11 protein-coding genes and 4 tRNA genes are annotated in these 11,867 nt (G+C 55.6%); all 15 read right to left on the minus strand.

All coding sequences use genetic code 11. The annotated features are described in order from the left end of the window. Positions 1-59: 59 nt before the first annotated feature. The 15 genes from rpoB to birA all read right to left on the minus strand — a co-directional run bounded on the left by rpoB (position 60) and on the right by birA (position 11,690). Positions 60-4,133, minus strand: a complete 4,074-nt coding sequence (gene rpoB / locus JMN22_RS10520) for a DNA-directed RNA polymerase subunit beta (RefSeq protein WP_198796653.1) — start codon at positions 4,131-4,133, stop codon at positions 60-62. Positions 4,134-4,353: 220 nt separating this feature from the next. Next, entirely contained in the window at positions 4,354-4,719 is a 366-nt protein-coding gene (rplL, locus tag JMN22_RS10525) for a 50S ribosomal protein L7/L12 (protein ID WP_030138519.1), read from the minus strand. Positions 4,720-4,797: 78 nt separating this feature from the next. Further along, positions 4,798-5,298: a 50S ribosomal protein L10 gene (gene rplJ / locus JMN22_RS10530; RefSeq protein WP_030138520.1), complete on the minus strand. Its 501-nt coding sequence runs from the start codon at positions 5,296-5,298 to the stop codon at positions 4,798-4,800. A gap of 198 nt (positions 5,299-5,496) precedes the next feature. Beyond that, a complete protein-coding gene (rplA, locus tag JMN22_RS10535; RefSeq protein WP_030138521.1) occupies positions 5,497-6,192 on the minus strand; it encodes a 50S ribosomal protein L1 in 696 nt (231 codons plus the stop codon). Further along, the gene (gene rplK, locus JMN22_RS10540) at positions 6,192-6,623 is read right to left on the minus strand and encodes a 50S ribosomal protein L11 (RefSeq protein ID WP_003176435.1); all 432 of its coding nucleotides are present in this window, start codon (positions 6,621-6,623) and stop codon (positions 6,192-6,194) included. The genes rplA and rplK overlap by 1 nt, the downstream gene beginning before the upstream one ends. A gap of 117 nt (positions 6,624-6,740) precedes the next feature. Next, on the minus strand, positions 6,741-7,274 hold the full coding sequence (gene nusG / locus JMN22_RS10545) for a transcription termination/antitermination protein NusG (RefSeq protein ID WP_010443972.1): 534 nt from the start codon (positions 7,272-7,274) through the stop codon (positions 6,741-6,743). A 9-nt stretch (positions 7,275-7,283) separates the two neighbouring features. Next, entirely contained in the window at positions 7,284-7,652 is a 369-nt protein-coding gene (secE, locus tag JMN22_RS10550; RefSeq protein ID WP_024776457.1) for a preprotein translocase subunit SecE, read from the minus strand. Between the two features lie 45 nt (positions 7,653-7,697). Continuing rightward, positions 7,698-7,773: transfer RNA gene (locus JMN22_RS10555), tRNA-Trp, on the minus strand. A 53-nt stretch (positions 7,774-7,826) separates the two neighbouring features. Further along, positions 7,827-9,020 carry an elongation factor Tu gene (tuf, locus tag JMN22_RS10560; RefSeq protein ID WP_003186103.1) on the minus strand — a complete coding sequence of 398 codons (1,194 nt, stop codon included), beginning with the start codon at positions 9,018-9,020 and terminating at the stop codon, positions 7,827-7,829. Positions 9,021-9,104: 84 nt separating this feature from the next. After that, a tRNA-Thr gene (locus JMN22_RS10565) sits at positions 9,105-9,180 on the minus strand. A 26-nt stretch (positions 9,181-9,206) separates the two neighbouring features. Further along, positions 9,207-9,280: transfer RNA gene (locus tag JMN22_RS10570), tRNA-Gly, on the minus strand. Positions 9,281-9,304: 24 nt separating this feature from the next. After that, positions 9,305-9,389: transfer RNA gene (locus tag JMN22_RS10575), tRNA-Tyr, on the minus strand. Positions 9,390-9,531: 142 nt separating this feature from the next. Further along, positions 9,532-9,987 (minus strand): hypothetical protein, encoded by a 456-nt coding sequence (locus JMN22_RS10580; protein WP_198796652.1) that lies wholly within the window; start codon positions 9,985-9,987, stop codon positions 9,532-9,534. Positions 9,988-9,994: 7 nt separating this feature from the next. Continuing rightward, complete coding sequence (locus JMN22_RS10585) at positions 9,995-10,744, minus strand: pantothenate kinase (protein WP_198796651.1); 750 nt, start codon at positions 10,742-10,744, stop codon at positions 9,995-9,997. Further along, positions 10,734-11,690 (minus strand): bifunctional biotin--[acetyl-CoA-carboxylase] ligase/biotin operon repressor BirA, encoded by a 957-nt coding sequence (gene birA, locus JMN22_RS10590; protein ID WP_198796650.1) that lies wholly within the window; start codon positions 11,688-11,690, stop codon positions 10,734-10,736. Before birA ends, JMN22_RS10585 begins: the two co-directional genes overlap by 11 nt. Positions 11,691-11,867 lie beyond the last annotated feature (177 nt).

The raw sequence follows: 11,867 nt of genomic DNA on the forward strand, positions 1-11,867 counted from the left end.
TTCCTCCTGGCGGAGCAGAGAGCGGGCAAGACAGCCCCGCTCTCGATTCGCGTCACGTGTTATTCGGTTTCCAGATCGATATCGATGCCGAGGGAACGAATTTCCTTGATCAACACGTTGAAGGACTCGGGCATGCCCGGCTCCATACGGTGATCGCCGTCCACGATGTTTTTGTACATCTTGGTCCGGCCGTTCACATCGTCCGACTTCACTGTGAGCATTTCTTGCAGAGTGTATGCAGCACCGTATGCTTCCAGTGCCCAGACCTCCATCTCCCCGAAACGCTGACCACCGAACTGCGCCTTACCACCCAGCGGCTGCTGGGTAACCAGGCTGTAAGAACCGGTAGAACGAGCATGCATCTTGTCGTCTACCAAGTGGTTCAGCTTCAGCATGTACATGTAGCCAACGGTAACCGGACGCTCGAACTTGTTGCCGGTACGGCCGTCGAACAGCTGCATCTGGCCGCTTTCCGGCAGGTCTGCCAGTTTCAGCATGGCCTTGATTTCGCTTTCCTTGGCACCATCGAACACCGGGGTAGCCATCGGAACGCCGCCGCGCAGGTTCTTCGCCAGATCCAGGATTTCCTGGTCGGAGAAGGTGTCCAGCTCTTCGTTGCGCCCGCCGATCTCGTTGTAGATCTCGTGCAGGAACTTGCGCAGGTCTGCGACTTTGCGCTGCTCTTCGATCATGCGGTTGATCTTCTCGCCCAAGCCCTTGGCCGCGAGGCCCAGGTGGGTTTCAAGGATCTGACCAACGTTCATACGCGAAGGTACGCCCAACGGGTTGAGGACCACATCGACCGGGGTGCCATTGGCATCGTGCGGCATGTCTTCAACCGGCATGATCACGGAGACCACACCCTTGTTACCGTGACGACCGGCCATCTTGTCGCCCGGCTGGATGCGGCGACGGATTGCCAGGTAAACCTTGACGATTTTCAGCACGCCTGGAGCCAGGTCATCGCCCTGCTGCAGCTTGCGCTTCTTGTCTTCGAACTTGTCGTCCAGCAGACGGCGGCGATCAACGATGTAGGCCTGGGCCTTCTCGAGCTGCTCGTTCAGAGCATCTTCAGCCATGCGCAGTTTGAACCACTGGCCATGCTCAAGACCGTCGAGGACTTCGTCGGTGATTTCCTGACCTTTCTTCAGGCCGGCGCCGCCTTCGGCTTTGTGGCCGACCAGGGCGGAGCGCAGACGCTCGAAAGTTGCGCCTTCAACGATACGGAACTCTTCGTTCAGGTCCTTGCGGATCTCGTCGAGCTGAGTCTTCTCGATCGACAGTGCACGAGCATCACGCTCAACGCCGTCACGGGTGAAGACCTGTACGTCGATGACCGTACCCTTGGTGCCGGTAGGCACGCGCAGGGAGGTGTCTTTTACGTCGCTGGCTTTTTCACCGAAGATCGCACGCAGCAGTTTTTCTTCCGGAGTCAGTTGGGTCTCGCCTTTCGGAGTGACCTTGCCGACCAGGATGTCGCCCGCGCCTACTTCAGCACCTACGTAAACGATACCGGCTTCGTCCAGCTTGTTCAGTGCAGCCTCACCCACGTTCGGGATGTCCGCAGTGATTTCCTCTGGGCCAAGCTTGGTGTCACGAGCCACGCAGGTCAGTTCCTGGATGTGGATCGTGGTGAAGCGGTCTTCCTGAACCACACGCTCGGACAGGCAGATGGAGTCTTCGAAGTTGAAGCCGTTCCATGCCATGAACGCGATGCGCATGTTCTGACCCAAGGCCAGTTCACCCATATCGGTGGACGGGCCGTCGGCCATGATGTCGCTACGCTGAACCCGATCACCCTTGCTCACCAGCGGACGCTGGTTGATGCAGGTGTTCTGGTTCGAGCGGGTGTATTTGGTCAGGTTGTAGATGTCGACACCGGCTTCGCCAGTTTCAACTTCGTCATCGGCAACACGAACCACGATACGGCTGGCGTCGACGGAGTCGATCACACCGCCACGACGAGCCACGACGCAAACGCCGGAGTCGCGAGCAACGTTGCGCTCCATACCAGTACCAACCAGCGGCTTGTCGGCACGCAGGGTAGGTACAGCCTGACGCTGCATGTTCGAACCCATCAACGCACGGTTGGCGTCGTCGTGCTCGAGGAACGGGATCAGCGACGCTGCAACCGAAACTACCTGCTTCGGCGATACGTCCATCAAGGTGACGTCTTCCGGCGCCTTGACGGTGAACTCGTTCAAGTGACGAACAGCTACCAGCTCGTCGACCAGGACTTTCTTCTCGTTCATCGTGGCAGAAGCCTGGGCGATCACATGATCAGCTTCTTCGATGGCGGACAGGAAAACGATCTCGTCGGTAACCAGGGCGTCTTTCACCACGCGGTACGGGCTTTCAAGGAAGCCGTACTGGTTGGTGCGCGCATAGGCAGCCAGGGAGTTGATCAGACCGATGTTCGGACCTTCCGGCGTTTCGATCGGGCATACACGACCGTAGTGAGTCGGGTGTACGTCACGAACTTCGAAGCCTGCACGCTCACGCGTCAGACCGCCTGGGCCGAGTGCGGAGACACGACGCTTGTGGGTGATCTCGGACAGCGGGTTGTTCTGGTCCATGAACTGGGACAGCTGGCTCGAACCGAAGAACTCCTTCACCGCCGCAGCCACAGGCTTGGCATTGATCAGGTCTTGTGGCATCAGGCCTTCGCTTTCAGCCATCGACAGGCGTTCCTTGACCGCACGCTCTACGCGCACCAGGCCAACACGGAACTGGTTCTCGGCCATTTCGCCTACGCAGCGAACACGACGGTTACCCAGGTGGTCGATGTCATCGACGATGCCCTTGCCGTTACGGATGTCGACCAAGGTCTTGAGGACCGCAACGATGTCATCCTTGTTCAGCACGCCCGAACCTTCGATCTCGGTACGACCGATACGACGGTTGAACTTCATCCGGCCGACCGCAGACAGGTCATAGCGCTCAGGGCTGAAGAACAGGTTGTTGAACAGGGTCTCGGCAGCATCCTTGGTTGGTGGCTCGCCAGGACGCATCATGCGATAGATCTCGACCAAGGCTTCCAACTGGTTGCCGGTGGAGTCGATCTTCAGCGTGTCGGAGATGAACGGACCGCAGTCGATGTCGTTGGTGTACAGGGTCTCGATACGAACGACCTGGGCCTTGACGATTTTCGCCAGGATCTCGACGGTCAGCTCGGTGTTGCACTCAGCGATGATCTCGCCAGTGGCTGGATGCACGATGACCTTGGCCGAAGTGCGACCCAGGACGTAGTCCATCGGCACCTGCAGCTCTTTGATCCCGGCTTTTTCCAGCTGGTTGATGTGGCGAGCGGTAATACGACGACCTTGCTCGACAATAACCTTGCCCTTGTCGTCCTGGATATCGAGGACCGCAATTTCACCGCGCAGGCGCTGAGGCACCAGCTCCAGGCTCAGGTTTTCACCTTGCACATGGAAGACGTTGGTGGTGTAGAACGCGTCCAGTACTTCCTCGGTGGTATAGCCGAGCGCGCGCAGCAGCACCGATGCAGGCAGCTTGCGACGACGGTCGATACGCACGAATACGCAGTCTTTCGGGTCGAACTCGAAATCCAACCACGAACCGCGGTAAGGAATGATGCGCGCGGAGTAGAGCAGTTTGCCGGAGCTGTGCGTCTTGCCACGGTCGTGGTCGAAGAACACGCCCGGAGAACGGTGCAGCTGGGAAACGATTACACGCTCGGTACCGTTGATTACGAAGGTACCGTTTTCAGTCATCAGGGGGATCTCACCCATGTAGACTTCTTGCTCTTTGATGTCCTTGATCGCTTTGTTCGACGATTCTTTGTCGAAAATGATCAGGCGCACTTTTACCCGCAAAGGTACGGCGTAAGTTACACCGCGCAATACGCATTCTTTGACATCAAATGCCGGTTCGCCCAGGCGATAACCGACGTACTCCAGCGCAGCATTGCCGGAGTAGCTGATGATCGGGAAAACGGATTTGAAGGCCGCATGCAGGCCCACGTCGCGGAACTGATCTTTAGTCGCTCCCGCTTGCAAGAATTCACGATACGAATCCAGCTGGATGGCCAGGAGGTACGGCACATCCATGACGTCCGGCAACTTGCTAAAGTCCTTGCGGATACGTTTTTTCTCAGTATATGAGTAAGCCATCAGCGTTCCCCAGCTTGGTCACCTGCTTGTTTGGCCCCTCCCGACGGGAGCAGCCAGAAAATCGTGCAAACCCCATGGTTTGCGCCACCACATCGGGTGGTTACAGCTCGCGATCAGCACCGACCCAGTCGGCTGCCAATAACGGAAAAAGGCCGGTGGCAAGAGCCACCAGCCATCAGCCTGTCGCTTAACGCTCGGGCTGGAGACGCAAAGTCGATGCTTACTTCAGCTCGACTTTAGCGCCTGCTTCTTCCAGAACTGCTTTGGCTTTGTCAGCTGCGTCTTTGGCAACAGCTTCCAGAACCATGGCAGGAGCGCCGTCAACTACAGCCTTGGCTTCTTTCAGGCCCAGACCGGTCAGTTCACGTACTGCCTTGATCACGTTTACTTTCTTCTCGCCAGCTTCGGTCAGCATGACGTTGAATTCGGTTTGCTCTTCAGCAACGGCAGCAGCAACAGCTGGACCAGCGGAAGCAGCAGCAGCGGTAACACCGAATTTTTCTTCGAAAGCTTTGATCAGCTCAACAACTTCCATTACGGACATGTTGGCAACGGCTTCGAGGATGTCGTTTTGAGAGATAGTCATGAAACTAAATTCCTGAATTGGGGGACGGCCTACGCGACCATCGAAATAAACAAAAAACGCGAAAAGAGGTGTCGAGCCTTAGGCTGCGGCAGCTTCTTTCTGGTCGCGCAGTGCCGCCAGGGTACGAGCCAATTTGCTGGTGGCGCCTTGCATCACGCTCATCAGCTGGGAAATTGCTTCGTCACGGGTCGGCAGAGTCGCCAATACGTCGATCTGGTTAGCTGCGAGGAACTTGCCCTCGAACGCAGCTGCCTTAATCTCGAACTTGTCCTGACCTTTGGCGAATTCCTTGAACAAACGGGCAGCAGCGCCAGGATGTTGGGTGGAGAACGCAATCAAGGTCGGGCCGGTGAACACGTCGTTAAGGACACTGTATTCAGTGTCAGCAACAGCGCGCTTGAGCAGGGTGTTACGTACTACACGTACGTAAACGCCAGCTTCACGAGCCTCTTTACGGAGTCCGGTCATAGCGCCTACTGTTACGCCACGGGCATCAGCCACGACAGCGGACAGAGCAGCTTTGGCAGCCTCGTTGACTTCAGCGACGATGGCCTTCTTGTCTTCGAGTTTAATTGCCACGGGTTTAACTCCTGCTTGTTACCGTTTCATCCGATCGAAACCGAATGTCGTTTTGGTGTCTGATTCGGTAAGGAACCGGGAGCACCATCTGCGTAGGCTTGTGGTTTAAGACTTGCGTCGCCTACGGTCTTGGACAGCCCCCGCCAGGCAGGGACCCCAATATGTCGACTGGCGCAATCGCTTGCGCCAACCTTTGTCTTACGCGTCGAGCGAGCTCTGATCAATGATCAGACCTGGGCCCATAGTGGTGCTCAGGGTAACGCGCTTGACGTAGATACCTTTCGAAGAAGCTGGCTTGATGCGCTTCAGATCGGCGATCAGGGCTTCAACGTTTTCCTTCAGCTTGACGGCGTCGAAGCCAATCTTGCCAACGGAAGTGTGGATAATGCCGTTTTTGTCGGTGCGATAACGAACCTGACCAGCCTTGGCGTTCTTGACCGCGGTGGCTACGTCTGGGGTTACGGTGCCGACTTTAGGGTTAGGCATCAGGCCACGTGGACCGAGGATCTGACCCAGCTGGCCTACAACGCGCATGGCATCCGGGGATGCGATCACGACGTCATAGTTCAGGTCGCCGCCTTTCATTTCAGCAGCCAGATCGTCCATGCCTACGCGATCAGCACCAGCAGCCAGAGCAGCTTCAGCTGCTGGACCCTGGGTGAACACGGCAACGCGAACGGTCTTGCCAGTGCCGTGTGGCAGCACGGTAGCGCTACGTACGACCTGGTCGGATTTACGTGGGTCAACGCCCAGGTTCACAGCAACGTCGAACGACTCGCTGAACTTGACAGTCGACAGCTCAGCCAGCAGAGCGGCGGCATCTACAAAGTTGTAGGCCTTGCCTGCTTCGATTTTGCCGGCGATAGCCTTTTGACGCTTGGTCAGCTTAGCCATTACACACCCTCCACGTTAAGGCCCATGCTACGAGCAGAACCGGCGATAGTACGCACGGCTGCATCCATATCAGCTGCAGTCAGATCCGCGTTTTTGGTTTTCGCGATTTCTTCCAGCTGAGCACGGGTAACGGTGCCAACCTTAACGGTGTTTGGACGAGCGGAACCGCTGGTCAAACCTGCAGCCTTCTTCAGCAGAACAGAAGCAGGGGTGCTTTTTGTTTCGAAAGTGAAGCTACGGTCGCTGTAGACAGTGATGATCACTGGAGTCGGCAGACCTGGCTCAAGACCCTGAGTACGGGCGTTGAAGGCCTTGCAGAATTCCATGATGTTCACGCCGTGCTGACCCAGAGCAGGACCAACAGGTGGGCTTGGGTTAGCCTGAGCGGCCTTCACTTGCAGCTTGATGTAAGCGGTAATCTTCTTGGCCATGAGGCACTCCAATTACGGGTTCGAACGCCTCGAAAGGCTCCCCGGTTGCTTGCGCGTTTATCCCAGTGACGACAAAACCCCACAGCCTTGGGCTGCGGGGTTGGGATGCCTGTTCGATCAGACCTTTTCGACCTGACTGAACTCCAGCTCTACCGGAGTAGAGCGACCGAAAATGAGCACTGCCACTTGGATCCGGCTCTTTTCGTAGTTAACTTCTTCAACCGTGCCGTTGAAATCAGCGAATGGACCGTCGGTGACACGTACAACCTCACCTGGCTCAAACAACGTTTTCGGCTTCGGCTTGTCGCTACCATCAGCGACGCGACGCAGAATCGCTTCCGCCTCTTTATCGGTGATCGGCGCAGGCTTGTCGGCGGTACCGCCAATGAAGCCCATCACACGAGGGGTATCCTTGACCAAGTGCCAAGTCCCTTCGTTCATATCCATCTGTACCAGCACATAGCCCGGAAAGAACTTGCGTTCGCTTTTGCGTTTCTGGCCATTACGCATTTCAACCACTTCTTCAGTGGGAACCAGAATCTCGCCAAAGCCATCTTCCATGCCAGCCAGCTTCACACGCTCTATCAGCGAGCGCATAACATGCTTCTCGTAACCCGAGTAAGCATGCACAACGTACCAACGCTTAGCCACGGGACACCCTTAGCCAACAATCAAGGAAACAAGCCAGCCGAGCAGGGAATCGAGCCCCCACAACAGCAACGCCATTACCAGAACAACAGCCACAACGATCAACGTGGTCTGCGTGGTTTCTTGGCGAGTCGGCCATACGACTTTACGAATCTCGGTGCGAGCTTCCTTAGCGAGTACAAAGAAAGACTTGCCCTTGGCTGTCTGCAGGCCTACAAAGGCAGCTACAGCAGCAATAGCAAGCAATGCAAGTACGCGGTACAGGATCGGCGAAGCAGAAAAATACTGATTGCCAACAACGCCAACAACTACCAAAGCGACTACCACTAGCCACTTGAGCAGATCGAAGCGAGAGCCTTGAGCTTCAGCTTTAGGAGTCATCTATGAAGATCCTGTGAAAAGAAAGCCAGACACACCGAGTGAATCTGGCAGGTCAGGAGGGAATCGAACCCCCAACCTACGGTTTTGGAGACCGTCGCTCTGCCAATTGAGCTACTGACCTAAAACAAAATCAGGCCGACCATTATGCCGGCCCGAAAAAGACATTACAACTGTTTACTCGATGACTTTGGCTACGACACCGGCGCCGACGGTACGACCGCCTTCACGGATAGCGAAACGCAGGCCGTCTTCCATTGCGATGGTCTTGATCAAGGTAACAGTCATCTGAATGTTGTCACCTGGCATTACCATTTCAACGCCTTCTGGCAGCTCGCAGTTACCAGTCACGTCAGTTGTACGGAAGTAGAACTGTGGACGGTAGCCTTTGAAGAACGGAGTGTGACGACCGCCTTCTTCCTTGCTCAGAACGTAGACTTCTGCGGTGAACTTGGTGTGCGGCTTGACGGTGCCTGGCTTGACCAGAACCTGGCCACGCTCAACGTCGTCACGCTTGGTGCCGCGCAGCAGCACGCCGCAGTTCTCGCCAGCACGACCTTCGTCGAGCAGCTTGCGGAACATTTCAACGCCGGTGCAGGTAGTTTTCTGAGTGTCGCGCAGACCGACGATCTCAACTTCTTCCTGGATACGGACGATGCCACGCTCAACACGACCAGTCACAACAGTACCGCGACCGGAGATCGAGAATACGTCTTCGATTGGCATCAGGAACGGCTTGTCGATAGCACGCTCTGGCTCTGGGATGTAGCTGTCCAGAGTTTCCACCAGCTTCTTGACAGCAGTGGTGCCCATTTCGTTGTCGTCTTGGCCGTTCAGAGCCATCAGAGCCGAACCGATGATGATTGGAGTGTCATCACCTGGGAAGTCGTAAGTGCTCAGCAGGTCGCGCACTTCCATCTCAACCAGTTCCAGCAGCTCAGCGTCGTCAACCATGTCAGCCTTGTTCAGGAAGACAACGATGTACGGAACGCCTACCTGACGGGACAGCAGGATGTGCTCACGGGTTTGTGGCATCGGACCATCGGCGGCCGAGCAAACCAGGATCGCGCCGTCCATCTGGGCAGCACCGGTGATCATGTTTTTTACGTAGTCGGCGTGACCTGGGCAGTCAACGTGTGCGTAGTGACGCACGGCCGAATCGTATTCAACGTGAGCGGTGTTGATGGTGATACCGCGAGCTTTTTCTTCCGGGGCGCTGTCGATCTTGTCGAAGTCAACCTTGGCCGAACCGAAAACTTCGGAGCAGACACGGGTCAGAGCAGCGGTCAGCGTGGTTTTACCGTGGTCGACGTGACCAATGGTGCCAACGTTGACGTGCGGCTTATTACGTTCGAACTTTTCCTTAGCCATCGAAATCACCCCTAGGAGAAGAATTTAGCGAGTCACACAAGCCATTAAAACAAAGGCAGATATTTTCATATCTGCCTTGTTATATGGAGCTCTTGAGCGGATTTGAACCGCTGACCTCACCCTTACCAAGGGTGTGCTCTACCAACTGAGCTACAAGAGCAAAACACTTTGCACAACCTGCAAACTTGGAGCGGGTAGCGGGAATCGAACCCGCATCATCAGCTTGGAAGGCTGAGGTTCTACCACTAAACTATACCCGCGGAGCTTGCAGCTCACGCTAAAAATGGTGGAGGGGGAAGGATTCGAACCTTCGAAGTCGTAGACGTCAGATTTACAGTCTGATCCCTTTGGCCGCTCGGGAACCCCTCCTAAGCGAGCCGGCATTCTATATCATGCCAGCCTTCTGTCAAGCATTTTCTCATTAAAAACCTGAGGTTAGCTGCGTTGACGTCGCTTCGTATCGCTTACCTTTAAAGGTCTTCGCTGCGAAGCGGGCGCCATTCTATGCAAACTACCCTGCGGGTGCAACCCCTTCGCATGGCATTATTTTATGTTTTAACTCATTGAATTCTTTAGAAAGGTTTTGAAGCAGTGTTTCATTTACCTTTCCCGCGCTTTCCTGGGGAACCTGGACCCAGAAGCCACCCCCCTCAGGAACATTCGGCGAGCTCGGCGCTACCGAACGACCTGCAATGCCTGAGGCAGCCAGACGCTGCTCCAACTGCCTGGCCAGCTCCGGACGGACAAAACCACCTAAGTAGACACAGTTTTTGGAGGCCTCACCTGGCCTGCCTGAATCACGCCTGACAAGCGCATCAGCAGTTTCGCTCAAGAGATGAATATCCTGTTGCGAACCGCGATACAAACTCAACGGCGTGACATCCTTGGCGCGAAGCGGGGCTTCCTGCTGGTGCCAGACGTAATAGAAGACATTTAAAACCAGCAATAGTAGAAACAGCCACCGCATAGGAACCTCAAGACAAAGGACAAGCCATCGCCAAACCGACAAAAACGAGATCTGGAACCACCTTGGCATCGGGAACAACCCCGGATACCAGATTGGCATCCCCCCCTGTGAGAAACACTACGAAATCCTTTCCCCAATATTGCCGCGCCAATTCAAGCTGAGTCAGCACAAACCCTCTGAGCATCAACATGCAACCGCGCTCCACCGCCTCGACAGTCGCACGACCTGGAGCGAGGCTCTCATGGGCGCGCTCGGCTGCTATATCGTCATAGCGGATTTTACGCGTGTGGGTGCGCAATTGATTACGCATCAAAGGCATACCTGGGCAAATGAACCCTCCGAGATGTCCGCCATCCGCAGCCACAAAGTCAGCCGTAACAGCAGTACCAAAATCAAGGACCAAGCATGCCCCCGAAGCGAGATGGAACCCACCAAGCAAGGCCAGCCATCGATCGAGCCCCAATCGCCCGTAATCTTCGTAGCCATTTCGCACACCCGCCATTTCCCGCGCAGGCACCGCGAGAACTACCGACACCCCGAACGACTCAACCAGCGAAGCGACCAACGAATCCGTCTCCGCCTGGGTCCTTACACTAACAAGACGACATTTCTTGAGCTGGAATTTCTCGGCATCACTCAGGCTCGCCAGCAGATCGCTATCGGAGCTGACCACGCCATCCTCGACTGGCGTCACCCCGTCAGGACGAAGAACGCGCCACTTGATGAAGCTATTGCCGCAGTCGAGCTCAAGAATCATCACGCAACCTCAAACTGAGCTCACCGCCGCTAAAGTTCTTTTCCACACCATCTACCTTCAAACGCAACGCACCCTGATGATCAATGCCCAGCACAATACCGTCGACCTTATTAACACCCGCAATCAGAGATACAGCTCGCCCCTGCCAAAGATGATACTGCTCCCACTCCGACTGAAGCGCTGCAAATCCTGACGCATGATGAAGCTCCAGATATCGCTGCAGCTTCGCACCCAATCGTGCCACCAGCTCATTTCGATCGTAACTCCTGCCAGCCTCAAGACACATCGAAGTCCATTGCTGGTCGACCTCGTCAGTCGATTGCATGTTCACGTTAATCCCGACACCTAGGACAACATGGCAAACGTCTGCAGGATCTCCCACCAATTCAAGCAAAATACCGGCGATTTTTTTCTCACCCACCAAGACATCATTGGGCCATTTCAGCCCCGCCCCTGCGATCCCCATATCACGCAAGACATGCATGACCGCCAGCCCGACGACGAGGCTCAGCCCTTCGAGCTGCCGCATACCGCCGTCAATGCGCAACACCAGACTGTGATAGAGGTTTTCAGCAAACGGACTGACCCACTTACGACCTCGACGGCCGCGACCCGCAACCTGTCGCTCAGCCAGGACCAAGAAAGGTGCCACCCCACCACGCTCGATGAGACGCAACGCCTCGGCGTTGGTGGAGTCGATAGAGTCGAATAAATGGACAGACCATTCACCAAGGCCTTTTTTGCAAATCTCTGCCGCGTCCAAAAGCAATAGGGGGTTAGCCAATTGATACCCCTTACCCCGGACCTTATGAACAGACAATCCTAAATCCGCCTCCAAGTGCTGCAACTGCTTCCATACAGCACTGCGACTGATGCCCAGCGCAACACCCAGCGCCTGCCCCGAATGAAAGCGGCCATCCTTCAGAAGTTTTAGCAACGTGAGCATGCGGACTGCGCCCTGATAATGAGGCCCGCATGATAGCCATGCGCAAGACGGTTGCATAGAAACACAAAATTACTTTCCTGCGGGCAAAACAAAACCCCTACCTGCGTCAGCAGATAGGGGTTTCGGAATTTAATCTTGACGATGACCTACTCTCACATGGGGAAACCCCACACTACC

Origin of the sequence: Pseudomonas sp. HB05, assembly GCF_016756915.1 — a bacterium.
GTDB classification, from domain to species: Bacteria; Pseudomonadota; Gammaproteobacteria; order Pseudomonadales; family Pseudomonadaceae; genus Aquipseudomonas; species Aquipseudomonas alvandae.